This is a genomic window from Methylobacterium sp. 190mf, assembly GCF_900107945.1.
In the GTDB taxonomy this organism is placed as follows: Bacteria; Pseudomonadota; Alphaproteobacteria; order Rhizobiales; family Beijerinckiaceae; genus Methylobacterium.
Genome location: NZ_FNVI01000012.1, coordinates 169,175 through 191,984, shown reverse-complemented (window position 1 = coordinate 191,984; position 22,810 = coordinate 169,175). Strand labels below are relative to the sequence as shown.

At 72.5% G+C, this 22,810-nt stretch carries 25 protein-coding genes; 11 read left to right on the top strand and 14 right to left on the bottom strand.

Going from position 1 to position 22,810, the window contains the following annotated elements; translation table 11 throughout:
• Positions 1 to 15: 15 nt before the first annotated feature.
• Entirely contained in the window at positions 16 to 477 is a 462-nt protein-coding gene (locus tag C4T42_RS16440) for an anaerobic typically selenocysteine-containing protein (RefSeq protein ID WP_020095838.1), read from the bottom strand.
• A gap of 238 nt (positions 478 to 715) precedes the next feature.
• Here C4T42_RS16440 and C4T42_RS16435 point away from each other — a divergent pair, with 238 nt between their 5' ends.
• Positions 716 to 1,771, top strand: coding sequence for a zinc ribbon domain-containing protein (locus tag C4T42_RS16435; protein WP_103985442.1), 1,056 nt, complete (start codon positions 716 to 718; stop codon positions 1,769 to 1,771).
• 25 nt (positions 1,772 to 1,796) lie between these two features.
• Here C4T42_RS16435 and C4T42_RS16430 read toward each other — a convergent pair whose 3' ends face one another.
• Positions 1,797 to 2,876 carry a tartrate dehydrogenase gene (locus C4T42_RS16430; RefSeq protein ID WP_103985441.1) on the bottom strand — a complete coding sequence of 360 codons (1,080 nt, stop codon included), beginning with the start codon at positions 2,874 to 2,876 and terminating at the stop codon, positions 1,797 to 1,799.
• 151 nt (positions 2,877 to 3,027) lie between these two features.
• Between C4T42_RS16430 and C4T42_RS16425 the strand changes: the two genes are divergently transcribed.
• The 4 genes from C4T42_RS16425 to C4T42_RS16410 all read left to right on the top strand — a co-directional run bounded on the left by C4T42_RS16425 (position 3,028) and on the right by C4T42_RS16410 (position 6,006).
• Positions 3,028 to 3,762, top strand: coding sequence for a response regulator transcription factor (locus C4T42_RS16425; protein WP_103985440.1), 735 nt, complete (start codon positions 3,028 to 3,030; stop codon positions 3,760 to 3,762).
• Positions 3,762 to 5,135, top strand: a complete 1,374-nt coding sequence (locus C4T42_RS16420; RefSeq protein WP_103985439.1) for a HAMP domain-containing sensor histidine kinase — start codon at positions 3,762 to 3,764, stop codon at positions 5,133 to 5,135. The genes C4T42_RS16425 and C4T42_RS16420 overlap by 1 nt, the downstream gene beginning before the upstream one ends.
• Before the next feature lie 181 nt (positions 5,136 to 5,316).
• Positions 5,317 to 5,580 carry a hypothetical protein gene (locus C4T42_RS16415; RefSeq protein ID WP_042673859.1) on the top strand — a complete coding sequence of 88 codons (264 nt, stop codon included), beginning with the start codon at positions 5,317 to 5,319 and terminating at the stop codon, positions 5,578 to 5,580.
• An 84-nt stretch (positions 5,581 to 5,664) separates the two neighbouring features.
• Positions 5,665 to 6,006 (top strand): hypothetical protein, encoded by a 342-nt coding sequence (locus C4T42_RS16410; RefSeq protein WP_103985438.1) that lies wholly within the window; start codon positions 5,665 to 5,667, stop codon positions 6,004 to 6,006.
• A gap of 30 nt (positions 6,007 to 6,036) precedes the next feature.
• Here C4T42_RS16410 and C4T42_RS16405 read toward each other — a convergent pair whose 3' ends face one another.
• From C4T42_RS16405 to C4T42_RS16390, 4 genes are all read right to left on the bottom strand, one after another.
• Positions 6,037 to 7,023 carry an inorganic phosphate transporter gene (locus tag C4T42_RS16405; protein WP_042673857.1) on the bottom strand — a complete coding sequence of 329 codons (987 nt, stop codon included), beginning with the start codon at positions 7,021 to 7,023 and terminating at the stop codon, positions 6,037 to 6,039.
• A gap of 15 nt (positions 7,024 to 7,038) precedes the next feature.
• On the bottom strand, positions 7,039 to 7,680 hold the full coding sequence (locus tag C4T42_RS16400; RefSeq protein ID WP_103985437.1) for a DUF47 domain-containing protein: 642 nt from the start codon (positions 7,678 to 7,680) through the stop codon (positions 7,039 to 7,041).
• A 133-nt stretch (positions 7,681 to 7,813) separates the two neighbouring features.
• The gene (locus C4T42_RS16395; protein ID WP_042673854.1) at positions 7,814 to 8,071 is read right to left on the bottom strand and encodes a hypothetical protein; all 258 of its coding nucleotides are present in this window, start codon (positions 8,069 to 8,071) and stop codon (positions 7,814 to 7,816) included.
• A 106-nt stretch (positions 8,072 to 8,177) separates the two neighbouring features.
• Positions 8,178 to 8,390, bottom strand: coding sequence for a hypothetical protein (locus C4T42_RS16390; protein WP_042673853.1), 213 nt, complete (start codon positions 8,388 to 8,390; stop codon positions 8,178 to 8,180).
• Between the two features lie 242 nt (positions 8,391 to 8,632).
• Here C4T42_RS16390 and C4T42_RS16385 point away from each other — a divergent pair, with 242 nt between their 5' ends.
• A complete protein-coding gene (locus C4T42_RS16385) occupies positions 8,633 to 8,845 on the top strand; it encodes a hypothetical protein (protein WP_020095827.1) in 213 nt (70 codons plus the stop codon).
• A gap of 425 nt (positions 8,846 to 9,270) precedes the next feature.
• Positions 9,271 to 9,462: a hypothetical protein gene (locus C4T42_RS16380; protein ID WP_020095826.1), complete on the top strand. Its 192-nt coding sequence runs from the start codon at positions 9,271 to 9,273 to the stop codon at positions 9,460 to 9,462.
• A 60-nt stretch (positions 9,463 to 9,522) separates the two neighbouring features.
• Here C4T42_RS16380 and C4T42_RS16375 read toward each other — a convergent pair whose 3' ends face one another.
• Entirely contained in the window at positions 9,523 to 10,239 is a 717-nt protein-coding gene (locus C4T42_RS16375) for a cache domain-containing protein (RefSeq protein WP_103985436.1), read from the bottom strand.
• 113 nt (positions 10,240 to 10,352) lie between these two features.
• Positions 10,353 to 11,228 (bottom strand): glutamate racemase, encoded by an 876-nt coding sequence (murI, locus tag C4T42_RS16370; protein ID WP_042674021.1) that lies wholly within the window; start codon positions 11,226 to 11,228, stop codon positions 10,353 to 10,355.
• Between the two features lie 294 nt (positions 11,229 to 11,522).
• On the opposite strand from murI, the gene egtB reads away from it, so the two are divergent.
• The 3 genes from egtB to C4T42_RS16355 are packed head-to-tail and all read left to right on the top strand — an operon-like array spanning position 11,523 to position 14,876.
• Complete coding sequence (egtB, locus tag C4T42_RS16365; RefSeq protein ID WP_103985435.1) at positions 11,523 to 12,791, top strand: ergothioneine biosynthesis protein EgtB; 1,269 nt, start codon at positions 11,523 to 11,525, stop codon at positions 12,789 to 12,791.
• A gap of 18 nt (positions 12,792 to 12,809) precedes the next feature.
• A complete protein-coding gene (gene egtD, locus C4T42_RS16360; RefSeq protein WP_103985434.1) occupies positions 12,810 to 13,784 on the top strand; it encodes an L-histidine N(alpha)-methyltransferase in 975 nt (324 codons plus the stop codon).
• 27 nt (positions 13,785 to 13,811) lie between these two features.
• Positions 13,812 to 14,876, top strand: a complete 1,065-nt coding sequence (locus C4T42_RS16355) for an adenylate/guanylate cyclase domain-containing protein (RefSeq protein WP_042674016.1) — start codon at positions 13,812 to 13,814, stop codon at positions 14,874 to 14,876.
• Positions 14,877 to 14,898: 22 nt separating this feature from the next.
• Here the strand turns inward: C4T42_RS16355 and C4T42_RS16350 are convergent, their stop codons facing one another.
• The 5 genes from C4T42_RS16350 to C4T42_RS16330 all read right to left on the bottom strand — a co-directional run bounded on the left by C4T42_RS16350 (position 14,899) and on the right by C4T42_RS16330 (position 20,101).
• Positions 14,899 to 16,197 carry an FAD-dependent oxidoreductase gene (locus C4T42_RS16350; protein WP_042674015.1) on the bottom strand — a complete coding sequence of 433 codons (1,299 nt, stop codon included), beginning with the start codon at positions 16,195 to 16,197 and terminating at the stop codon, positions 14,899 to 14,901.
• 65 nt (positions 16,198 to 16,262) lie between these two features.
• Complete coding sequence (locus C4T42_RS16345) at positions 16,263 to 16,547, bottom strand: hypothetical protein (RefSeq protein ID WP_020095819.1); 285 nt, start codon at positions 16,545 to 16,547, stop codon at positions 16,263 to 16,265.
• A 92-nt stretch (positions 16,548 to 16,639) separates the two neighbouring features.
• Positions 16,640 to 19,126 carry an ATP-dependent Clp protease ATP-binding subunit ClpA gene (gene clpA / locus C4T42_RS16340; protein WP_103985433.1) on the bottom strand — a complete coding sequence of 829 codons (2,487 nt, stop codon included), beginning with the start codon at positions 19,124 to 19,126 and terminating at the stop codon, positions 16,640 to 16,642.
• 38 nt (positions 19,127 to 19,164) lie between these two features.
• Positions 19,165 to 19,551: an ATP-dependent Clp protease adapter ClpS gene (gene clpS, locus C4T42_RS16335; RefSeq protein WP_026605344.1), complete on the bottom strand. Its 387-nt coding sequence runs from the start codon at positions 19,549 to 19,551 to the stop codon at positions 19,165 to 19,167.
• Between the two features lie 205 nt (positions 19,552 to 19,756).
• Entirely contained in the window at positions 19,757 to 20,101 is a 345-nt protein-coding gene (locus C4T42_RS16330; RefSeq protein ID WP_042674013.1) for a phasin family protein, read from the bottom strand.
• 338 nt (positions 20,102 to 20,439) lie between these two features.
• On the opposite strand from C4T42_RS16330, the gene C4T42_RS16325 reads away from it, so the two are divergent.
• A complete protein-coding gene (locus C4T42_RS16325) occupies positions 20,440 to 21,909 on the top strand; it encodes a D-alanyl-D-alanine carboxypeptidase (RefSeq protein ID WP_091924950.1) in 1,470 nt (489 codons plus the stop codon).
• Positions 21,910 to 22,047: 138 nt separating this feature from the next.
• Here the strand turns inward: C4T42_RS16325 and C4T42_RS16320 are convergent, their stop codons facing one another.
• Positions 22,048 to 22,809: a DnaJ domain-containing protein gene (locus C4T42_RS16320; RefSeq protein ID WP_103985432.1), complete on the bottom strand. Its 762-nt coding sequence runs from the start codon at positions 22,807 to 22,809 to the stop codon at positions 22,048 to 22,050.
• Position 22,810 lies beyond the last annotated feature (1 nt).

The following is a 22,810-nucleotide window of genomic DNA, read 5'->3' as shown; positions in this document are numbered from 1 at the left end:
CCGTTGCTCAGGGGCTCAGTTCGCGGGCGGGCTCAGGACAAGCTTGCCCTTGAAGGGCGCGTCGGCGTTGCGCGTGCTGGTGCAGGCGTACTCCTCCTGCCCGGCCTTCATCGTCCGCAGGCGCAGCGTGCCCTTGCCGTTCTGCTTGACCGTGTAGCCCTTCTCGCTGGCGACATGCACGAGGTCTCCGTCGGCGTGCAGCACGAGGCCGTTCTCGAACTGCCCGGGCGCGGTGATCGTCACCGGCGCGTCGGCGCTGCTCACGATCTTCAGCGCGACGTTGGTGTCGGCCGGAAGCTTGAGCTCGGCCGGGTCGCAGACCGGCTTGCCGTCCTTCAGGCTGATCGTCAGCTCCACGGGCGGCATCGCGTCTGTGGCGGGCGGCGGCAGGGGCTTGCCCTGAGCCAGGGCCGGCCCTGCGGCCAGGACAGCAGAGAGAGCCAGGAGCGTCGCCGATCCGCGCGCGAGTGTCAGCATGTCGATACGTCCGGATTGAAGGGGCAGCGCGCTCCGCCGAGCACACCGCCGGGAAAGGCGGCTCGGTCCGCGACGTTCCCGGGCGCAACGCCGCACCCGGTCGGATGCGAGCGATCCCGGTCGCGGCGGGAAGTTGCCCGCGCTCGCGGCCGCGGGCCAGGAAGCCGGGCCGCCGGCATATCCCGGGCGCGTCGCGCGGTATAAGGACCCGCTTCGGTTTTCGGCGAGGTCGATTCGCGTGCGGTCCGGTACAAGGCTCTCCGAACGCTGGTTCACGCTGGCGCTCTGGCTCGTCGCGCTGGTCTTCGCGTGGTTCCTGATCGGGCTCGGCTCGCTGGTCGTCGGCGATCTGCCGCAGGTTGAGCACCGCAACACTCTCGACCAGTTCCTCGACACCGACCAGGGCACGGCGTCGGCCGAGGCCCTCAAGCAGATCCGCCGGGAGCAGGACGACAACCGCCGGACGGTCGAGCAGGATCAGCTCGCCCTCGAGGCGGCGCAGGCCGCCTCCGAGGGCGCGCGCGAGACCTTCGCCAACTGGCTGAAGACCCGCGACGCCACGCAGCGGGTCGACCAGGATCCCGGGCTCATCGCGCGCACGCAGCAGCTCGACGCGCTGAAGGCCGCCGAGCGCACCATCGAGGAGCGGCTCGCGGCCCTGGCGCGGACGGGGCTCGATCTGTCGGAGCGCGAGGCGGCGCAGCTGCGCGTGGACACCGACCTGCGGGCCGCCGCGCAGACGCGCCTCGACGCGGCCGAGCGCGGCCAGGAGCTGCGCGTCTTCGGCTATCGCCTCGCCCTGACCCTGCCGCTGCTGGCCCTCGCCGGATGGCTCCTGCTCAAGCGCCGCCGCACCCGCAACTGGCCCTTCGTGTGGGGCTTCGCCTTCGCGGCGGCCTTCGCGTTCTTCGTCGAGCTCGTGCCCTACATGCCGAGCTACGGCGGCTACGTGCAGTACGGCGTCGGCGTGATCGTCACCCTGGTCGCGGGCCGGGCGGCGATCAACGCGCTGCACGCCTACCGCGCCCGGCGGGCCGTGGTGGAGGCGCGCCCGGACGCCGAGCGGCGGACCGAGATCGCCACCGACCAGGCCCTGGCGCGCCTCGCCAAGAAGGCGTGCCCGGGCTGCGAGCGGCCGATCGCCCTCGACGACGCGAGCACGAATTTCTGCCCCCATTGCGGGCTCGGCATCTTCGCGCACTGCCCATCCTGCGCACAGCGCAAGAGCACCTTCGAGCGCTTCTGTCGGGCCTGCGGCACCCGGAGCCCGGATCTCGCGAGCGAGGCGCCCTGAGGCCGCCCGGGCACCCGGGCACGCCTCAGGCGTTGTCGCCCCGGATCGCCGCGATGACCGCGTCGGTGACCTGACGGGTCGTCGCCGTGCCGCCGAGGTCCGGCGTGTGCAGGTTCGGATCCGCGGTGACCCGCTCGACCGCGCGCATCAGCCGGTCGGCCACCGGCTTCTCGCCGAGGTGCTCCAGCATCTGGCACGCCGTCCAGAAGGTCGCGACTGGGTTGGCGATGCCCTTGCCGGCGATGTCGAAGGCCGAGCCGTGGATCGGCTCGAACATCGACGGGTAGGTCCGCTCCGGGTTGATGTTGGCGGTCGGCGCGATGCCGAGCGACCCGGCCAGCGCCGCCGCGAGGTCCGACAGGATGTCCGCGTGCAGGTTCGTCGCCACGATCGTGTCGAGGGTCTCGGGCTTCGTCACCATGCGCATCGTCATGGCGTCGACCAGCATCTTGTCCCAGGTCACGTCCGGGAAGTCCTTCGCGACCGCGGCGGCGATCTCGTCCCACATCACCATGGCGTGGCGCTGGGCGTTGGACTTGGTGACCACGGTGAGCAGCTTGCGCGGACGGGAGCGGGCGAGCTCGAACGCGTAGCGGATGATCCGGTCGACCCCCGAGCGGGTCATCATCGAGACGTCGGTGGCGACCTCGTTGGGATGGCCCTGGTGGACCCGTCCGCCGACGCCGGCATACTCGCCCTCCGAGTTCTCCCGCACGATCACCCAGTCGAGCTCCGGACCCGAGACGTTGCGCAGCGGACTGGTGATGCCCGGCAGGATCCGAGTCGGGCGGACGTTGGCGTACTGGTCGAAGGGCTGGCAGATCGCGAGCCGCAGGCCCCAGAGGGTGATGTGGTCGGGCACGTCCGGCGCCCCAACCGCGCCGAAGAAGATCGCGTCGTGGTTCCGGATCTGGTCACGGCCGTCGGCCGGCATCATCGCGCCGTGCCTCTTGTAGTAGTCCGATCCCCAATCGAAATGGTCGAACTGGAAAGCGAAGGAGCCGGTCTTCTCGGCCAGCGCGTCGAGCACCTCGATGCCGGCGGCGATGACCTCGACGCCGATGCCGTCCGCGGGGATGGCCGCGATGGTGTAGGTCTTCGTCATGGGTGTCTTCCCGTGTGTCTTCGGGGGCGAGACGAGAAAGCGAGCGCGTGACGGTGGGCGCGGGCTCGGCGTCCGGATCGGGACGTGTAACGTTTTGTGACACCGTGCAGTTTCGCGTTGCCGTGCCGCCGGCCGCCCCTATGCTCGCCCCATGCACGAGGGCACCACCATCGCCATCGTCGAGGACGATCCCGACATCCGCGCCCTGCTCGCCGGCTACCTGGAGGGCGAGGGGTTCCGCGCCGTCGCCCTCGACGGCGGCGCGGCCCTCGACCGCCTGATCGCGGCGGGCCCCGCGCCCGACCTCGTCGTCCTCGACTGGATGCTGCCCGGCGAGGACGGCCTCTCCATCTGCCGCCGCCTCCGCGACGCCGGTGGCCCGCCCGTCGTGATGCTGACCGCCAAGGACGAGGACATCGACCGGGTCCTCGGCCTGGAGATGGGCGCCGACGACTACGTCTCGAAGCCGTTCAACCCGCGGGTCCTGCTGGCCCGGATCCGCGCGGTCCTGCGACGGGCCCACGGCGCCGGCGGCCAGCCCGCCGCGGCCGCCTCCGAGCGTCTCAGTGTCGCCGACCTCGTCGTCGATCTCGCGGCCCGCACGGTGATCACCGGCGATCCCGCCGCCGAGATCCCGCTGACCAGCGCCGAGTACGACCTGCTCCACTGCTTCGTCACCCGGCCGCAGCGGGTGCTCTCGCGCGACCAGCTCCTCGACTGGACCCGGGGCCGGACCGCCGACGCCTTCGACCGCACCATCGACGTCCAGGTCAGCCGCCTGCGGCACAAGCTCGACGCCTCGGGCAGTCAGGCCGCGTCCCTGCTCAAGACCGTGCGCAATGCCGGCTACATCCTGGCCGCCCCGGTCCGCTCCGGAACGCCGTGATGGGCCGCGTCGGGCTCCTCGGGCGCATCATGCTGCTCCTGCTCGGCGCCCTCTCCCTGCTCGTCCTCGCCACCGTGGCCCTGGATCACTGGCAGCGCCGGGAGGAGCGGCTACCCGCGGGCTCGCGCTTCCCGCGGGTCGACCAGGCCGCCGGCATCATGACGCTGCTGCGCGACGCGGATCCCGCCCAGAGGCCGGCCATCCTGAAGGCGGTCAGCGGCGAGGTGCTGCGGGCCGAGATCGTCGACGCGCCGCCCGACACCGTCGACCTGATCCGCGAGCCCCGCCTGGAAACGCGGATCCGGCGGATGACGGCCGAGCCGGCCGACCGCGTCCAGGCCTACACCGACGCCGCCCTGCTGCGCCGCGGCGTCGATCCGGCCAACATCGCGCAGGCCGAGCGCGCCGGGCCGATCGGCCGCCTCGCGCTGGCGACCTACCGGCTGCCCGACGGCCGGTACGCCGTGATCAGCGCGGCCGAGCATCATCGCTCGCTCATGCCGTGGCTGTTCGGCCAGCCGCTGAGCCTCTGGGTCGCGGTGCTCGGCGCCGCGGCGGCCGGTCTCGTCCTGGTCGGCACGCGCCACGAACTCGCGCCGCTGCGCCGCCTGACCGACGCGGTCTCCCGGTTCGACGGCCGCGCCCCGGAGCGGATGAGCGCGCCCCGGGGGGCGCCCGAGATCCGGCGTCTCGCCCAGGCAGTGCAGGGCATGCAGGAGCGGATCGCCGGCCTCATGGCCGAGCGCTCGCTGCTGATCGGCGCCATCTCGCACGACCTCAAAACCTACCTGACGCGGCTGCGCCTCCGCGCCGAGGTGGTGGCGGAGCCGCTGCTCCGGGACAAGCTCGTGGCGGATCTCGACGCCATGACCGAGCTGATCGAGGCGTCCCTGGGTTTCGCCCGCGGCACCGCCGTCGAGGCGACCCGGGCGCCGGTGGATCTCGCCGATCTCGTCGCCGTCGAGGTGGCCGAGCACGCCGCCCAGGGCGCCACGATCAGCCTGACCGGCGAGGAGGTGCGGGACGCCACCGTGGCCGGTGACGCGGTCGCCCTGCGCCGGGTCGTGGCCAACCTGATCGGGAACGCCGTCAAGTTCGGACGCTCCTCGGTGGCGGTGGGGGTGAGCCGGGCCGGGACGGTGTGCCGGATCGTCGTCGAGGATGACGGGCCGGGCATTCCCGAGGCGGAGCGGACGGCGGTGTTCAGCCCGTACTACCGGGTCGAGCGCTCGCGCAGCCGGCAGACCGGCGGGACAGGCCTGGGCCTCGCCATCAGCCGGCAGATCGCCGAGGCCCACGGCGGCACGGTGGTGGCCGAGGCGGGCGCGGGCGGCGGCGCGCGGCTCGTCGTGACCCTGCCGAGCCTGTCCTGACGGCGGGCCGCAACGGGCCCGCAACCGGCCGTTACACATCGTTACAGGACGGCGCTCCCCGGTCACATCCTGGCAGCGCGCGCGGACGAACCTTCGCTCACACGCCGCGGCGGATCCTCCGTCCCGGCGGCGGCAGCCGGCCCCGGGCCGCGCTGACCGATCGAGCAGAAGGAGATCACCGATGCTGAAGGTTCTCGCTCCCGCCGCCCTCCTCGTGAGCCTCGCGGTGCCCGCCTCGGCGCTGCCGCTGGTGCAGGACGCCGTCTCCGACGGCGCCGACGGCGCCCGGATCATCCAGGTCTACGGCGGCTGCGGTCCCTACGGCCATCGCGGCCCGTACGGCGGCTGCCGCACCGGCGGCCAGTGGGGCGGCTACATCCGCGGCCGCTCGTGCCCGGCGGGCTTCCACATCGGCCCCTATGGCCGCCGCTGCTGGCCGAACTGAGCCGCCGCGGTACCCGCTCGTCCTCACCCTTCCGCGTCCGGCCCCGCGGCCGGACTCCCGTGGAGACTCCGCTGGAGTTGAGTCATGATCCGCACCCTCGTCATGCCCGTGGCGCTCGCCGCGGGAGTTCTGATGGCCGGTTCGCCCGTCGAGGCGCGCGACGGCTGCGGTCCCGGCTTCCACCGCAACGTCTACGGCTGGTGCCGGCCGAATCTGGGCTACAGGCCGTTCGTCTTCGTCCCGGTCTATCCGCGCGTCGGCTACCGGTGGCACTACGGCTACCGCTGGCACCGACGCTTCGCGTGGGGCGGCGGCTATCGCTGGGGCGGCGTCCGCCATGCCGGCTGGCATGGGGGATGGCGCGGCGGCTGGCATCGGGGCTGGCACGGGGGCTGGCACCACGGCGGCTGGCACCATCGCTGGTGAGCCCGGGGCGGATCCGGCCGCGCCCGTCCGCTACGGCAGGACCAGGCCGGAGGCCGCGTAGGTCAGGGCCGCGACCAGGGCCGCAGCCGGCATCGTGATCACCCAGGCGATCACGATGCCCTGCGCGACGTTCCAGCGGACCGCCGAGACCCGGCGCGCGGCGCCGACGCCGACGATGGCGCCCGTGATCGTGTGGGTGGTCGAGACCGGGATGCCGAAGGCCGTCGCGGCGAACAGCGTCGCGGCGCCGCCGGTCTCGGCGCAGAACCCCTGCATGGGCGACAGCCGCGTGATCTTCGACCCCATCGTGTGGACGATGCGCCAGCCGCCCAACAGGGTGCCGAGGGCCATAGCGGTCTGGCAGGACAGCACCACCCAGAGGGGCACGTGGAACGCCCCGCTCTCGCCGTGGGCGTAGAGCAGGGCCGCGATGATGCCCATGGTCTTCTGGGCGTCGTTGCCGCCGTGGCCGAGGGAGTAGAGCGAGGCCGAGACGAACTGCAGGCCCCGGAACACGCGGTCCACGGCGTGCGGCGTCGAGCGGACGAAGATCCACGAGACCGCCAGCATCAGCAGCAGCCCGAGGGCGAAGCCCAGGGCCGGCGAGAGGACGATGGCGGCGCTGGTGGCGATGACGCCGGGCCAGACGATCACGCCGACCCCCGCCTTGGCGATGCCGGCGCCGAGCAGGCCCCCGATCAGGGCGTGGGAGCTGGAGGACGGAATGCCGGCGTACCACGTGACCAGGTTCCACGTGATGGCGCCGCCGAGCGCGCCCATGATGACCCGGTCGTCCACCGTCGCGACGTCGATGATGCCCGAGCCGACCGTGCCGGCGACGTGCAGGCCGAAGACCAGGAAGGCCACGAAGTTGAAGAACGCCGCCCAGAACACGGCGTAGCGGGGCGCCAGCACCCGCGTCGACACGATCGTGGCGATGGAGTTCGCGGCGTCGTGCAGCCCGTTCAGGAAGTCGAAGACCAGGGCGAGGACGATGAGGACGACGAGGAGCGTCACGCGGCGACCTGCGGCTCAGACATGTTCGACGACGATGCTGCTGATCTGGTTCGCCACGTCCTCGAACCGGTCCATGACCTTCTCCAGGTGGCCGTACAGCTCGGACCCGACGAGGAAGGCCATGGGGTCCCGCCCCGAGGCCTTGAACAGGGCCTTCAGCCCGTCATTGTGCAGGTCGTCGGCCCGCCCCTCCAGCTCGATGACGCGCTCGGTCAGGCTGTTCAGCGCGGCGGCGTTCTCGCCGAGGGCCCGCAGCTTCGGCAGCGCCTCGGCGGTGACCTGCGCGGCCTCCTGGATGACCGCGCCCATCTCGCGCATCGCCGGCTCGAAGGTGGTCACCTCGAAGAGCTGGACCGCCTTGGCGGTCTTGAGCATCTGGTCGATGGCGTCGTCGAGGGAGCCGACCAGGGCCTGGATGTCGCCGCGGTCGAACGGCGTGATGAAGGTCCGGCGGACCGCCAGCAGCGCCTCGCGGGTGATCCCGTCGGCCGCGTCCTCGTGGGCCGCGATCGACGCGTAGGCCGCCGGGACGGCCTGAGTCCCGTCGAGAAGTCCTCGCAGGGCGGCCGCGCCGTCCTCAAGCGTCCGCGCGTGACGCTCGAAGAGATCGAAGAACCGGTCCTCCCGCGGCATCAGGGCGCGAAACCAAGCCAGCATGGCGTGTCCGGATCGAGAGGTCGGCGCGGCGGCCGGGTGCGACGACACCCGGCAGGCACAACGGGCGAGAGCGCCGACCCGATCCGGCAGCCGGCAAACAATCTGCCGGCGGGGCGGCGCCGGCCGGCGCCGCTCAGCGGACCGGGCTAGCGGCGGCGTGGAGCCAGCCGAAATCCACCGGGTAGCCGAGCCCGTGCAGCATCTTGACCCGCTTCCAGGAGGCCGACCGCGCCGCGGCCGCGTCCTGCCCGGCGTCGATCTCGGCGCTCTCCATCTCCTGGAGCTCGCGGGTCAGCGACTCGCGCAGGCCTGCGGCCTTCATGTTGCCGAGCGCGGCGGTGAAGGCCTGCTCGGCGATCCGAACCTGATCACAAATCTGACGCACGCTCATCAGTACCGATCCCTCCAGCCCGGCGTGAACACTGCATTTCCGCAGTGAACAGGTAGCTATCACGCGCGCCGGCGGCGGGAGATGTACGTCTTTGGTGCAGCGGCCGTCACCGCATGGGGAGCAGGCCGGGGCGCCGCATCGTCCGCGGAGGACGCGCCCAGCGCCGCTTGCGCCCGAAGGTGCGGCGCGGATCGGCGAGGCGCGCGTCCATCTCCATCTTGCGACCCAACTGCGGCTGGACGCTGGCGCCGATCGCCACCAGCGCGGCCGAACCGATCAGCGCGACGAGTACCGCACCCCAGAACACGCTCTCGAACATCAGGCACTCCCGGTCTGGAGCCCCGCCGCGGACCGTTCCGGACTGCGGACGATTGCTGATGAAGCTAGACCATTCCCGCGAATGTAATCAACGCCCTGTATCGCCCGGTATTCAACTGTCGACAACTGATTGCGCCCACCCGAGACGCCCGCGCTCGTGGCGGGCGTCCCGTCCTTGCGCGGGATCAATGCGCGCGCCGCCCCGGTCTCCCACGATCCCCGCGCCCAACCGGAGCCCGGACCATGCGCCTCTATCGCGTCACCTTCTACAAGACCGTCGCGGACGATACCGGCCACGAGCACCGGGTGCGGCAGCGCGCGATCCTGGTCCGGGCGCCGTCGGAGGTGTCGGCCGTCTGGCAGGCCAAGGCGCTGCTCTGCGCGGGGGCCCGGGTGGTCGACTGGCGCCTGCGCGCCGACAGCTGCGAGGTCGCCGCCCTGCCGGCCGCCGCGTAGGTCGACCGGACCTGCGGGCACCGGGACCGGCCCGGATCCGCACCGGCCATCGACCTCTCACCCGAGCCCGTCCCTCTCGCTTCCGGGACGTGCGGGTGGATCCGAGACGACGGGGTGAGGCCTCCGCGCTCGGCCTGGTGACCGGGACCGCGCCCCGGCCGCAACGTCAGCGGGTGCGGCACCGCACGCCGCGGGACCGGGCCCGTCCCGCTGCGGCCCCATTCCGCTGCGACACGGCCCCGGTCGGCGAGGCGATCGCCAGCGCCCGCTCCCTCTGCCTCGCGGTGGCGGCGACGATCCCGACGCCGGCCCCCCGCTCCCCGCCGAGCCCGCCTCGGCGGGCCGGGCCGATCGGGGCGGATTTTACCAAGCGTTCATCCTCCGGGTGTCCGATCCGGAGGGTCACAGGCGGGAAAGCGGAAGCGATGCCGAGCGAGACGAACCGAGCGATTCAGGATGCCCCGGCGCAGGAGCCGATCCTGGAACTGTGGCGCATCCTCGCCCTCGCGCTGATCGTCGCGGCCGGCATGCTGTTCGTCCATCTGGTCGTGCCCGCCGAGGCCGACGCGGCCCCGGTCGCCACGGCGCAGATCGCGGGCGCCCAGATCCTGCGGTGACGGGCACGGCCTGACAGGCGACCCCGACGCGGCGCCCGAGCCGTCCCCCGGCCGCCCCGCCTACTCGCCGCGCGCCGCGCCGAGCCCGGCCTGATCCAGCGCACTCGCGGCCGCCCTCAGCTCGCGCCGGGCTTCGGCGATCGCCGTCGCCTTCTCGTCGCCCTGCGCGTTCAGGGCCTCCAGGAAGGCGGTCCAGTCCGCGCGGGCACTGCTCGGGATCTGGCCGTCGAGCTTCTGGCGCAGCAGGGCGACGCGGCCCTCGGGCGTCGCGACCGTCGGGGCCGCGGCGTCGGCGTCGTACACGCCGACCGCGCAGGTCTGGTCCCCGGCCCGGGTGTAGTAGGTGGTCTTGGGCTCCTCGACGGTGCTGCCCGGCTTGGGGAACAGGTAGCGGATCACCGAGATCTGGCCGGGCCTGGCCGTGTCCAGCATCGTGCGGATGAAGTGGTGGCCGGTCCGGTCGTGCAGGTCGCGGACGTCGTGCCCCTTCAGGATCGGGTTCGGGTGGGCGGTCATGACGCCGTCCGCATCGATACAGAAGACGTAGGTGTCGGCGGTGCGGAACCCGCGCGTGCCGTCGGTGAAGTCCTGGAGCGCCCGGGTCCGGTCGGCTTTCAGGGCCCGATCGACGCGGCCGAGCATCCAGGAGGCGAAGCCATTCGGGCTCGGATCGTCGCAGGATACCGGAGCCTCACCGTCACCGCAGGCCCGGGCCGGCGCGACCGGTCCCAGTCCGAGCAGCGCGAGGATCGCCAGTCTCGAAGCCCTGGACGCCATCGGCCTCTCCCGCTTTCAACATGACGTGTCGAACCGGTGGAATGAGAGACCTGTCAGCCTGAACCGGTCATCACCCGAACAAGGGATGACAGGGCGAAAGACGCCGCACTGCCTCACTGCATCGGCAGCGGCACCGCCTCCACGGCGACGTCGCCGATGCCCCGGGCGGCGAGGGCCGCGCGCAGGGCGTCGGTCAGGCAGGTGCCGGCCGTGAAGGCGCCGAGCGCCGAGCCGTGCCGGTCCGCCTCGCGGGGGAGGGGGCCGATCAGCTGCACGACGCGCCGGGCGATGGCGGGCGCCGGGTCGATCCAGGTCACCGGCCAGGGCGCGACCGCCTGGAGGCGCGGCAGCAGCAGCGGATAGTGGGTGCAGGCGAGGCAGACCACGTCGGTGCGCCGCCCGTCCGCCTCGGTGACGAAGCAGGGGGCGATCTCGGCGGCGAGGGTGGCGTCGTCCACCGGCGCGCCCGCGAGCTCGGTCTCCGCGAAGCCGGCGAGGTTCTGCGAGCCGACCAGCGTCACCGCGCAGGAGCCCGCGTAGGTCGCGATCAGGTCATGGGTGTAGGAGCGCGCCACCGTGCCGGGCGTCGCCAGCAGGGTCACGAGCCGCGAGCGCGTCGCCTCGGCGGCGGGCTTGATCGGCGGGACCACCCCCACGAAGGGCGTCGTGAAGCGCTGGCGCAGCGCCGGGAGCACCAGCGTCGAGGCGGTGTTGCAGGCGATGACCACGAGGTCGGGCCGGTGGGTCGCGACCAGCCGCTCCATCACGGCGAGGACGCGGGCGACGAGGGTCGCCTCCGAGAGCCGGCCGTACGGGAAGGCGGCGTCGTCGCCGACATAGACGTAGCGGGCATCCGGGCGGGCGCGCCGCACCGCGTCGAGGACGGTCAGGCCGCCGAGGCCGGAATCGAACACCAGGATGGTCGGCTCTGCGGCGCAGCGCAGAGCGGCGGCGGACAGGCTGGCCCCGGCCATCAGATCGATCCGCATGAGAACCCCGGACTCCTCGAAGAGCGTCCCAAAATCTCGGCAGCGAGGGTTAAGGCGGTGTCACTGCGGCGAGAGAAAGACCCGTGATCCCCAACCCGTTCCGTTAACCGGCGCGCCGACGCGGCGAAGAGGCCCGGTGGGCCGAGCGGCGACCGCGCGCCGACCAGGCGCACGCGAAGCCGCCGCGTCCGCTCTTGCAGAGGTTGTCGGAACACGGCCGGAACATATCTTCTGCGCGCCGGCCGGGGTCGAGAAGACGGTTCTCGGTCAGGCCCGAAAAAAGGGATCATCGTCATGGCAGCGACAGCCGCACTGCGCCCGGACGAGAGACGCGACCCCGCGGCACCGGCCTTCCCGCCGCCGCACGTCACGGCCCGGCCGATCGACCGGGCCGCCTGGATCGCCGCCTACCGGCAGGTCCGGAGCGAGACCGAGCGCCGCGCCGCGCCGCTCTCGCCGGAAGACCAGCAGGTCCAGTCGATGGCCGATGCCAGCCCGACCAAGTGGCACCGGGCGCATGTCACGTGGTTCTTCGAGCAGTTCCTGCTGCGGGAGCACCTGCCGGGCTACGCGATCTACGACGCGCGGCTGCACTACCTGTTCAACTCGTACTACGTGGCGGCCGGTCCCCGTCAGCCGCGCATCCAGCGCGGCATGATCACCCGCCCGACCATGGCGGAGGTCGCGGCCTACCGCGCCCATATCGACCGGGCGGTCGAGGCCCTGCTGGGCCAGGCCTCCGAGCGCGCGCTCGAGGCGGTGCTGCCGATCCTGGAGATCGGCCTCTACCACGAGCAGCAGCACCAGGAGCTCCTCCTCACCGACATCCTGCACGCCTTCGCGCAGAACCCGCTGAACCCGGCCTACGACCCGGACTGGCGCTTCCCGAAGGCGGCGGCGCAGGCCGGCCAGGTCACCCTCGACCGCGCGATCGCGTGGATCGGGCATGCGGGCGAGGGGTTCTCGTTCGACAACGAGTCGCCCCGGCACGAGACGCTGATCCCGGCCGGCCGCCTCGACTGGGCGCTGGTGACGAACCGCCAGTGGCTCGCCTTCATGGAGGATGGCGGCTACGCCAAGCCGGAGCTGTGGCTCTCGGACGGCTGGTACGCCGGACCGGCGGAGGGCTGGGAGGCCCCCGGCTACTGGCGCCGGGACGGGGAGGGGTGGGCGACCATGACGCTGGGCGGCGAGCGCCCGGTGGACCTCGACGCCCCCGTCACCCACGTCAGCTATTATGAGGCCGACGCCTATGCCCGCTGGGCCGGCCGCTTCCTGCCGACCGAGTTCGAGTGGGAGGTCGCGGCCCGCGACGGCGGCCTGCCGGACGCCTTCGGCCTCGTCTGGCAATGGACCCGCAGCGCCTACGTCCCCTACCCGGGGTACCGGCCGCTCCCGGGGGCTCTCGGCGAGTACAACGGCAAGTTCATGGCCAACCAGTTCGTGCTGCGGGGCTCGTCGGTGGCGACCCCCGAGGGCCATGCCCGGCTGCCGTACCGCAACTTCTTCTATCCGCACCAGCGCTGGCAGTTCACCGGCCTGCGCCTCGCCGACGCCGCCTGACGCGCCCCGGAGCCGCCCTTGACCATCAAGCCCACCTTCGCCGACGCGACGCCGGTCACGCTGGACGCGCCACCGCTGAGCTTCCTCGACGACGTCCGCGCGGGCCTGTCCAAGCCCCAGAAGGCCCTGTCGCCGAAATACTTCTACGACGAGGCCGGGTCCGCGCTGTTCGAGGCGATCACCCGGCTCCCGGAATACTACCCGACCCGGACCGAGATCGGCATCCTCGACGCCTGCGGGCCCGAGATCGCCGCGCTGCTGCCGGCCCACGCGGCGCTGGTGGAGTTCGGCAGCGGCTCGACCGTGAAGCTGCGCCGTCTCCTGCGCCACCTCGACACCCTCGCGGCCTACGTGCCGGTGGACGTCTCCGGCGAGTTCCTGCGCGGGCAGGCGGAGGTCCTGCGGGGCGACTTCCCGGACCTGCGGGTCGAGCCGGTCGTGGCCGACTTCACCCGCGACTTCGACCTGCCGGCGAGCCTGGACGGCCTGCCGCGCGCCGGGTTCTTCCCGGGCTCGACCATCGGCAATTTCGACCCGCACGAGGCCGAGGCGCTGCTGCGCCGGTTCGGGCGGATTCTGGGGCCGGGCGCCCACATGGTCGTGGGCGTCGACCTCGTGAAGGACGCGGCGGTGCTGGAGGCCGCCTACGACGACGCGCAGGGCGTCACCGCCGCCTTCAACCTCAACCTCCTGACCCGGATCAACCGGGAGCTCGCCGGCCGCTTCGAGCCCGGCGCGTTCAGCCACCGGGCGGTGTTCAACACCGACGCCTCGCGGATCGAGATGCATCTCGTCGCCCGCGACGCCCAGGCGGTGCGGGTCGGCGCCGACACCTTCGCGTTCGCGGCGGGCGAGACGATCCACACCGAGAGCAGCTACAAGTACACGCCGGCCACGTTCCGGGCGCTGACCGAGCGGGCGGGCTGGACGTGGCTGACGGTCTGGACCGACCCGGACCAGCTGTTCTCGGTCCACGCGCTCCGGCTGGACTGAGCGGGGCCGGGCGGGGCACGCGAACCCATGCGCTTCGGCCCGCGCTGGTTCCTGCTGGTGGCGCCCGCCCTGGGGGCCCTGGCGGGGCTCCTCTACGGGGTGATCTTCGGGATCGCCCCGCTGACCGGGACGGCGATCCGCGGCGCGATCATCGGCACGCCGATCCTGCTCTACGAGCGCCAGCTGCTGGCGCCGCGCCTGCGCGACCGCATCCGCGGCCTCGCGACGCCGCTGTTCCTGCTCGCCACCGTGGCGCTCTACATCGCGCTGATCGTGGTCGGGAACGCGGTCGCCAGCACGGTGCTGAACCAGCTGTTCCGCTTCATGTACAGCGAGCGGAACGCGATGCTGATGTCGCAGTCCGGCCTGCTCTACGCGCTCGGCATCTCGGCCCTGGTGGTGTTCGTGTTCCGGGTCCGCGACCTGATCGGCCCCGGCGTCTTCGCCAACCTGCTGATCGGGCGCTACCACCGGCCGATCAGCGAGGAGCGGATCTTCCTCTTCCTCGACGTGACCGGATCGACGCGCTTCGCCGACCGCCACGGCGACCGGGCGGCGCAGGCCTATCTCGGGCAGGTGTTCAATGCCCTGGCGCTGCCGGTGGCGCGCGCCCGCGGCTCCATCGACGACTACGTCGGCGACCTCGCGCTGGTGACCTGGACGATGGAGCGGGGCCTGCGCGACGCCGCCTGCCTGCGCTGCGTCTTCGCGTTCCAGGAGCGCCTCGCCGCCGAGGCGGAGAGCTGGCGCGGCCGCTTCGGGCAGGTGCCGCAGTTCCGCGCCGCGCTGCATTGCGGCCCGGTCGTGACCGCCGAGATCGGGCTGGAGCGGCACAAGATCGCGTATTTCGGCGACGTCGTGAACACGACGGCCCGGCTGGAGGCCCTGTCGAAGACCTTGGGCGTCGACGTCCTCGTCTCGGCCGACCTCCTCGCCCGGCTCGGCCCGCTGCCGGACGACCTCGTGGCGGAGGATCTCGGCGCCCACGCCCTGCGCGGCCGCGCCGAGCCCCTGGCGGTGGCGGCGATCCGGCGCCGGGCCGCCGTCGCGGCCCCCGCGCGGCCGCTGCCGCGCCGCGCCGCGACCGCCTGAGCAAGCCACCGCGACGGGCAGCTCAGGCGCCCAGCGCCTTCAGCACCGCCCGGGCGGCGCGCTCGCCGTCGAGGGTCGCCCCGCCGACCGTCATGGCGCCGCCGACCGCCAGCGCCTCCCCGGCGAAGAACACGCGCCCGCCGACCGGCGCGCGCAGGCGGTCGCGGGCCTCCGCGTGGCCGGGGGCGGCGATCGAGTAGGAGCCCCGGGCGTGCGGGTCCGTCCACCAGCCGGCGAGGCGCCCGGCCTGGACGGCGCTGCGGGCGCCGCCGCCGAGGACCGCGACCAGGCGCTCGGTGGCGAGCGCCACCGCCTCCGCCTCGCCGGCCCGGCACAGGTCGCGCGCGAGGTCGCCGCCGAGATTGGCCACCGCCAGGGACCGGCCGAAGGGCTGCATCTCGAAGTAGATCGTCGGGCCGCCCGTCGCCACCGAGACCGCGTCGCCGAGGTCGGCACCGTCGAGGCGCGCGGGGTCGAGGCGCAGGCCGATCTTGGTGTAGGCGCCCATCGACAGGCCGTCGAGCGCCGTCCGGGCGGCGTCCGGCAGGTCCGGCGCGAACGCCACGGCCCCGGCCTTCAGCACGCCGACCGGCACCGTGACGATGGCGGCGGCGGCCGCGATCGTGCCCCGCGCCGTCTCGACCCGGACCCCGCGGCCCGACCAGTCGATCGCCCGCACGGAGCAGTTGAGGCTGACCGGCAGGTCGGCGAAGTGCCGCGCCACGAGGTCGCCGTAGCCGTCGATCCAGAGGTCGGAGCCGGACCAGAGCCGGTCGTAGTCCACGGCCGAGACCCGCTCGGGATCCTCGCCGAGGGAGAGCCGGCTCAGGCCGGCCGCCGCCAGGGCGGCGTCGGGGCCGCCGGCCCGGGCCGCCTCCGCCAGGGACGGGTCGCCGCCCTTCGGGGCGAGCAGCGCGTCGAGGCCGGAGAAGCCGGCGCGCCGCTGCGCCGCCTCGGCGGCGGTGGCGGGACGGCCGTCGACGACGAGCCGGCGCGCCCAGCCGTCCTCGCGGGCGACGTGCGCCCCGGCCGCCCGGGCGATGGGCGCCCAGGGATTGCGCTCGGCCCAGTGGATGTACTCGGCGCCGGCGTCGAACCGGCACGCGGCGCCGAGCGCCCGGTCGGTGAAGGCGCGGCCGCCGATCCGGTCCCGGGCCTCGACGAGGGTGAAACTCTGCCCGGCCGCCCGCAGAAGGGCGGCGGCCGCGAGCCCCGCGGCCCCGGCGCCGACGACGACCACGGGCCCGCCGCCGGCGCGGGCCCGGAGGGCCGGCATCGCCAGGAGGGGGGCGGCGAGCAGCGATCGACGGGTCGGTGTCATGGGCGCGCCCGCTCGGAACCGTCCGGAGGCGTCGCCTCCCCCGCGCCGGGACCCGCGGCGGCGCGCTAGCCGCGCGCGCCCTGGGGACCCGAACGCTTCTCCATCATGGCCTTGACCTGCATCAGCTGGTCCCAGACCTGGCCCGGCGAGGTGCCGAAGAAGTCGAAGCCGGCGGCGATGCCCCAGTAGATGCCGAAGCAGATGAACGGCACGAGCACCCAGGCCAGCACCTCCTCGCCGCGGCGGCGCCGCTGGCGACGCCGGCGCCGCTCCTCGCGCCGGGTGAGCTTCTTGGGGGGCGCCGGCTGCGCGACGGGGGACAAAGGTCCCTCGTGCAGGTTGTCAGTCATCGGGCGCCTCCTCGCCGCGGCGCATGCGCGTCGCGGCGGTCATAGACCGGCGGCCCCCGAGTCCGGAAGGCCGCCGGCCGGCCTGCACACCATTAGGCGCGCACGAGTGGCACCTTCGGCACGGTCCGGACGCCGCCGCCCGAGCTGCCACCGCCGCCCTTGTTGTCCTTCGGCGTCTTCTTCCGGGCCGCGGTGCGGGGCTTGGCGCGCTTGTGGCGCTTGGCGGCGTTGGTCACGTCCTTCTCGGGCTTGGGCGTCACGGGACCCGCCGGGAAGTCGAAGCCCAGGCTGTCCTTGGCGCCGGCTTTGGCCTCGCCGTCCTCCGGCTTGCGGACGACCACGCGGACCGCGCCGCCGTCCTTGAGCTTGCCGAACAGGACCTCGTCGGCGAGCGGCGTCTTGATGGTCGACTGGATCAGCCGGGCCATCGGGCGCGCGCCCATCGCGTCGTCGTAGCCGTGCTCCACCAGCCAGTCCCGGGCCTCGTCGGAGAGCTCGATCGTGACGTTGCGGTCGGCGAGCTGTGCCTCGAGCTGAAGGACGAACTTGTCCACCACCTTCGCCACCACGTCCTTCGGCAGGTGGCCGAACGAGATGATCGCGTCGAGACGGTTGCGGAATTCCGGCGCGAACAGCTTGTTGATCGCCTCCACGTCGTCGCCCGTGCGCTTCGTCTGGGTGAAGCCGTAGGCCGACTTCGCCAGGTCCGAGGCGCCCGCATTGGTCGTCATGATGATGATGACGTTGCGGAAATCGACCTGCTTGCCGTTGTGATCGGTCAGCTTCCCGTGGTCCATCACCTGCAGCAGGATGTTGAACAGGTCCGGGTGCGCCTTCTCGATCTCGTCGAGGAGGAGCACGCAGTGCGGGTGCTGGTCGATCCCGTCGGTCAGCAGGCCGCCCTGGTCGAAGCCGACATAGCCGGGGGGCGCGCCGATCAGGCGGCTCACCGTGTGGCGCTCCATGTATTCCGACATGTCGAAGCGCAGCATCTCGACGCCCAGCGACGCGGCGAGCTGCTTGGCGGCCTCGGTCTTGCCGACGCCGGTCGGGCCCGCGAACAGGTACGAGCCGATCGGCTTGTCCGGGTCGCGCAGGCCGGCCCGGGCCAGCTTGATCGCCGAGGTCAGGGCCTCGATGGCGTTCGGCTGTCCGTAGACCACGCGCTTCAGGTTCTCGGTCAGATGCTGGAGCACCACCGCGTCGTCCTTGGAGACGGTCTTCGGCGGGATCCGGGCCATCGTGGCGATGGTCGCCTCGATCTCCTTGATGCCGATGGTGCGCTTGCGGCGCGCCTCCGGCACCAGCATCTGCGAGGCGCCGGTCTCGTCGATCACGTCGATCGCCTTGTCGGGCAGCTTGCGGTCGTTGATGTAGCGGGCCGACAGCTCGACCGCGGCCTTCACGGCCTCGGTCGTGTACTTGAGCTTGTGGAACTCCTCGAAGTACGGCCGCAGGCCCTTCACGATCTCGATCGTGTCGGGGATCGACGGCTCGTTGACGTCGATCTTCTGGAAGCGTCGCACCAGGGCGCGGTCCTTCTCGAAGTACTGGCGGTACTCCTTGTAGGTGGTCGAGCCGATGCAGCGCAGCGTGCCGGAGGCCAGGGCGGGCTTGAGCAGGTTCGACGCGTCCATGGCCCCGCCCGAGGTCGCGCCGGCGCCGATCACCGTGTGGATCTCGTCGATGAACATGATCGCGTTCGGGTGCGCCTCGATCTCCTTCATCACCTGCTTGAGGCGCTCCTCGAAGTCGCCCCGGTAGCGGGTGCCGGCGAGCAGCGTGCCCATGTCGAGGGAGAAGACGGTCGCGTCGGCCAGGACCTCCGGCACCTCGTGCTGGATGATCTTGCGCGCCAGACCTTCGGCGATCGCGGTCTTGCCGACGCCGGGATCGCCGACCAGCAGCGGGTTGTTCTTCTGCCGGCGGCAGAGGACCTGGATCGTCCGCTGGACCTCGCTCTCGCGGCCGATCAGCGGGTCGATCTTGCCGTCGCGGGCCTTCTTGTTGAGGTTGACGCAGTAGGCGTCGAGCGCGTCGCCCTTCTTCTTGGCGCCGCGGGGATCGCCCTCATCGCTCGGACGCTCGGACGCACCCTCCTCGTCGGCGCCGCGCACGGGCTTCGCCTCGGAGGCGCCGGGCCGCTTGGCGATGCCGTGGCTGATGTAGTTGACCGCGTCGTAGCGGGTCATGTCCTGCTCCTGCAGGAAGTAGGCGGCGTGGCTCTCGCGCTCGGCGAAGATCGCCACCAGCACGTTGGCGCCGGTGACCTCCTCGCGGCCCGACGACTGGACGTGGATCACGGCGCGCTGGATCACGCGCTGGAACCCGGCCGTGGGCTTGGCGTCCTGCCGGCCGTCGCCGGTGAGGTTGGAGAGCTCGGTGTCGACGTAGTCGACCAAGCTGCGCTTGAGCGTGTCGATCTCGACGTTGCAGGCGCGCATGACCGCGGCCGCATCTTGGTCATCCACCAGGGCGAGCAGGAGATGCTCCAGCGTCGCGTATTCGTGCCGGCGCTCCCCGGCGAGCGCCAGGGCGCGGTGGAGGGCTTGTTCTAGGCTGCGTGAGAAGCTTGGCAAAGCTGGCCTCTGTCCTTCGTGCCTACCGCGAGCGGCGCCTATTTCTTTTCCATAACGCACTGGAGAGGATGTTGGTGTTTGCGTGCGAAGTCCATGACCTGCGTCACCTTGGTCTCCGCCACCTCGTAGGTGAAGACCCCGCACTCGCCGACCCCGTTCTGATGCACGTGCATCATGATCTGGTAGGCGTCCTCGTGGCTCTTGTTGAAGAACCGCTCGACCACCAGGACCACGAACTCCATCGGCGTATAGTCGTCGTTCAGAAGGAGTACCCGGTACAGACTCGGCCGCTTGGTCCGCGGCTTCGTGCGCGTGATGATCGCGGTGTTGGACCGGTCGTCGCCCCCGGGCGTGCGCGAACCGGATGCCGTGACCGCGATACGCGCCGGCCGGTGCTCCCTGGTCGAACTCGCGGTGCCCTGCATGGGGACCTGTCTCATGTGCGTCGAACCGATCCCTTGCTCGGAGCGGGCGCCGCCGGCCCTCACGGCCGATCCTGATCCTGGCCTGCCGGGAGCAGCGCTCAGCTCCACGCCGTTTAATCTACAGACGGTGAGCCGACTTCGCCAGACGCCTGTGCGCACTTGTCCGCCCTGCACCGCGCGTCCCCGGCGCATGATGGCCGACCCGCTAGCGCGCCGGGCCGGGACGGGCCGCGGCCGGCGCCAGCGCCTTCGGCCGCAGGAACGCGCCGGTCAGGCCCAGCATCGCGTCGCCGGCGGCGGCCGAGCGGGCCGCGGCGCGCTCCCCGGCCCGCTGCAGGTACGCGGCCTGCACCGCCAGGATCTCGGTCGGGCTGCGGGCCGCCGCCAGCGCCCCCCAGGTCGCCCCGAGGTCGTCGAGGGCCTTCTTGACCGAGTCGAGATACTCGATGCCGAGGGTCTGGGCCGCGCGGCTCGCGATCCCGAACCGCCGCAGGGGCGTCCCGAAGCCGGAGGCGACCGGGCTCAGGGGGAGGGCAGGGGGTCTCTGCATCGCCGATCTCCGGTCCGCCGCCGAGCCGGCCCGCCATCCGCGACCGACAGTTTCGGATCGCCGCGAGAGTGTGCGGCACGACAGCCAGCGTCAAGCTCGGGCCTGTAAGAGCGGCCGGCCGCAACCGGCACGGCATGGCCGACCGGCAACAGCGGGTCGGGAACGGCCGGTAAGCGGATGCCGGAACGGCACGATCCGGCACTCGCCGCGATCGCATTAACGGGCCTGTAACTGCACTTGCCTAACTCTCCACTGATGCAGCGGGGCCACGTGATCGGCGGAAGGCTCTGCAGGGGATACGACCGGCCAGATCCGGTCTCGCGAGGCAATCAGGCGTGATGCGTAGCGTAGTAGGCCGCTCCCGGACGATTCCAGCGCTCCCGGCCGCGATCCTGGCCGCCGCCGTCCTGACGGCCATGGCCTCACCGGCCGACGCCCGGCGCGGTCGGCACCACCACCATGCCCGCGCCGGCGGCGGCTACAACCCGCCCTACGCGGCGATGGTCGTGGACGTGAAGAGCGGCAAGACCTTGCACGCGGTGAACGAGGACGCCCTGCGGCACCCGGCCTCGATCACCAAGGTGATGACGCTCTACATGCTGTTCGAGCAGATGGAGCGGGGCAAGTTCGCCCTCGATTCCGACCTGACCATCTCGGCCCACGCCGCCGCCCAGGCGCCGTCCAAGCTCGGCCTGCGCCCCGGCCAGACCATCTCGGTCGAGGACGCCATCAAGGCGATCGTGACGAAGTCGGCGAACGACGTGGCCTGCGCCATCGGCGAGAACATCGCCGGCTCCGAGGAGCGCTTCGCCCAGATGATGACCGCGAAGGCCCACGCCCTCGGCATGAGCCGCACGCACTACGCCAACGCCTCGGGCCTGCCCGATCCGGACCAGCTGACCACCGCGCGCGACCTGACCGTGCTGGCGCGGGCGATCCAGGACCGGTTCCCGCACTACTACCGCTACTTCCAGACCCGGTCCTTCGCGTTCCGCGGCCGGGTGATCGGCAACCACAACCGCCTCCTGGGCAACGTCCAGGGCGTCGACGGGATCAAGACCGGCTACACCCGGGATTCCGGCTTCAACCTGATGACCGCGGCGAAGTCCGAGGGGCGCCAGATCGTGGCGATCGTGCTGGGCGGCAAGTCCGGCGCGAGCCGCGACCGGATCATGGCCGACCTCGTCCGCGCCAGCCTGCCGCGCGCCTATGCCGGCGCCCGGATCTCGGCGCCGGTCACCGAGGTCGCCGAGCGCGCCCGCCCGGCGGTCGTCGCCGACGCGGTCTCGCGGACCCGCACGCAGGTCGCCTCGGCGGACGACGAGGACGTCGAGACGACTGGCACCACCGGCGAGCCCCTCGACCTGTCCCCCGCCAAGACGACGACGCCGGGCGGCACCTGGAAGCCCGGCCCGCAGGGCATCCCGAAGGCGGCCCAGGCCTATGCCGGCGGCGGCAACGCCCAGCCGCCCTTCCCGGGCGCGTCCAAGTCCACGGCCCGCGTGGCCTCCCTCGAGCGCGACGAGCCGCCGAAGGCGGTCTCCGGCGCCCGCGTCGTCCCGACCGCCTGGGTGATCCAGCTCGGCGCCATGGACGACGAGTCCAAGGCCCGGACGATGCTCTCGGAGGCGCGCGCCAAGGTCGGCGGCAGCCTGTCGAAGGCCGCGCCCTACACGGTCAAGGTCGAGCACGGCGGCACCACGCTGTTCCGCGCTCGCTTCTCGGGCTTCGCCGAGCAGGATTCCGCCCAGGAGGCCTGCTCGGCCCTGAAGCGCAGCGGCTTCAGCTGCTTCGCCACCCGGAGCTGAGACCCGCGAGACCCGCCGGCGCGCCCGCGCGCCGCGTTTCGCCAGCCACCGGCGCGCCCGCGCGCCGGATACGGAACGGCCGCGACCGAGTTCGTCCGCGGCCGACGATCGGTAACTCTCTGACAACGCGCGTGGAGTTCAGCGATGTCGGTTCAGAAGCCTGTCCCGGGCCGCGTTGACGCGCGCCGCGCCCTCGGCGCTGCCCCCCTGGTCGGGGTGGGCGCGCTTCATGAGAGACCGGTGGGCCGACCGGATCTCCTCAGCGGTCGCCCCGCGCTGAAGCCCCAGGATCTCGTACGCCTGCTCCTGCGTCATCGCCCCTGGATGCGGCGGACGGCGCGGCCGCGGGTCGCGATCGCCCTCAGCGTCTACACGCCATCCGGGCGCCCGGCGGTCGAGATACGGCTCTAGCAGGGCGGCGCCGGCGGCGTCGCGGATCCGGCAGAGCCGCAGCAGCTCGACCACGGCCCCGGTGGGCATGCTGTCGAGCCACGCGCCGGCGCCCGGCCCCGCGATGACGCGGCCCGTGCGCAGGCTGCCGTCCGGGCGCACGAGGGCGTCGATCAGGACCGTGCGGAAGCGGCGGTCCTCCGGGTCGCGCGGGCGCTCGCCCGATCCCGGCCGGATCAGCCGGCGCAGCCGCGCGGTCATGGCGGCCTGGCCCTCGATCATCCAGATGCCGCTCAGCCCGAGCAGTGCCGCGAGGACGAAGTTCCCGCGCAGGAGCAGGAACCCGGCCGCGAGCAGCGCGAAGGCGCCGAAGGTCGGCAGACGCGACCGCCCGAGGGCGGCGCCGAGGCCAGCCCGGAGCCCGCCGCGGAGCCTCTGGCCGAGGCCGCCCGAGTTCTTCGACAGCCACCACAGGGTCAGGCAGGCGAGCAGGCCGGCGAACAGCACCATC

Bases quoted from the DNA above. Each gene is read 5' to 3' on its own strand.
- C4T42_RS16385 (WP_020095827.1), top strand. From the start codon at position 8,633: ATGCGCCTCTATCGCGTCACCTTCTACAAGACCGTCGCGGACGATACC.
- murI (WP_042674021.1), bottom strand. From the start codon at position 11,228: ATGCGGATCGATCTGATGGCCGGGGCCAGCCTGTCCGCCGCCGCTCTG.
- C4T42_RS16410 (WP_103985438.1), top strand. From the start codon at position 5,665: ATGATCCGCACCCTCGTCATGCCCGTGGCGCTCGCCGCGGGAGTTCTG.
- C4T42_RS16325 (WP_091924950.1), top strand. From the start codon at position 20,440: ATGCGTAGCGTAGTAGGCCGCTCCCGGACGATTCCAGCGCTCCCGGCC.
- C4T42_RS16390 (WP_042673853.1), bottom strand. From the start codon at position 8,390: ATGTTCGAGAGCGTGTTCTGGGGTGCGGTACTCGTCGCGCTGATCGGT.
- C4T42_RS16380 (WP_020095826.1), top strand. From the start codon at position 9,271: ATGCCGAGCGAGACGAACCGAGCGATTCAGGATGCCCCGGCGCAGGAG.
- C4T42_RS16375 (WP_103985436.1), bottom strand. From the start codon at position 10,239: ATGGCGTCCAGGGCTTCGAGACTGGCGATCCTCGCGCTGCTCGGACTG.
- clpS (WP_026605344.1), bottom strand. From the start codon at position 19,551: ATGCAGGGCACCGCGAGTTCGACCAGGGAGCACCGGCCGGCGCGTATC.
- C4T42_RS16345 (WP_020095819.1), bottom strand. From the start codon at position 16,547: ATGACTGACAACCTGCACGAGGGACCTTTGTCCCCCGTCGCGCAGCCG.
- C4T42_RS16415 (WP_042673859.1), top strand. From the start codon at position 5,317: ATGCTGAAGGTTCTCGCTCCCGCCGCCCTCCTCGTGAGCCTCGCGGTG.
- C4T42_RS16395 (WP_042673854.1), bottom strand. From the start codon at position 8,071: ATGAGCGTGCGTCAGATTTGTGATCAGGTTCGGATCGCCGAGCAGGCC.
- C4T42_RS16420 (WP_103985439.1), top strand. From the start codon at position 3,762: ATGGGCCGCGTCGGGCTCCTCGGGCGCATCATGCTGCTCCTGCTCGGC.
- C4T42_RS16350 (WP_042674015.1), bottom strand. From the start codon at position 16,197: ATGACACCGACCCGTCGATCGCTGCTCGCCGCCCCCCTCCTGGCGATG.
- C4T42_RS16440 (WP_020095838.1), bottom strand. From the start codon at position 477: ATGCTGACACTCGCGCGCGGATCGGCGACGCTCCTGGCTCTCTCTGCT.
- C4T42_RS16355 (WP_042674016.1), top strand. From the start codon at position 13,812: ATGCGCTTCGGCCCGCGCTGGTTCCTGCTGGTGGCGCCCGCCCTGGGG.
- egtB (WP_103985435.1), top strand. From the start codon at position 11,523: ATGGCAGCGACAGCCGCACTGCGCCCGGACGAGAGACGCGACCCCGCG.
- C4T42_RS16425 (WP_103985440.1), top strand. From the start codon at position 3,028: ATGCACGAGGGCACCACCATCGCCATCGTCGAGGACGATCCCGACATC.
- C4T42_RS16330 (WP_042674013.1), bottom strand. From the start codon at position 20,101: ATGCAGAGACCCCCTGCCCTCCCCCTGAGCCCGGTCGCCTCCGGCTTC.
- C4T42_RS16320 (WP_103985432.1), bottom strand. From the start codon at position 22,809: ATGGTGCTGTTCGCCGGCCTGCTCGCCTGCCTGACCCTGTGGTGGCTG.
- C4T42_RS16400 (WP_103985437.1), bottom strand. From the start codon at position 7,680: ATGCTGGCTTGGTTTCGCGCCCTGATGCCGCGGGAGGACCGGTTCTTC.
- C4T42_RS16430 (WP_103985441.1), bottom strand. From the start codon at position 2,876: ATGACGAAGACCTACACCATCGCGGCCATCCCCGCGGACGGCATCGGC.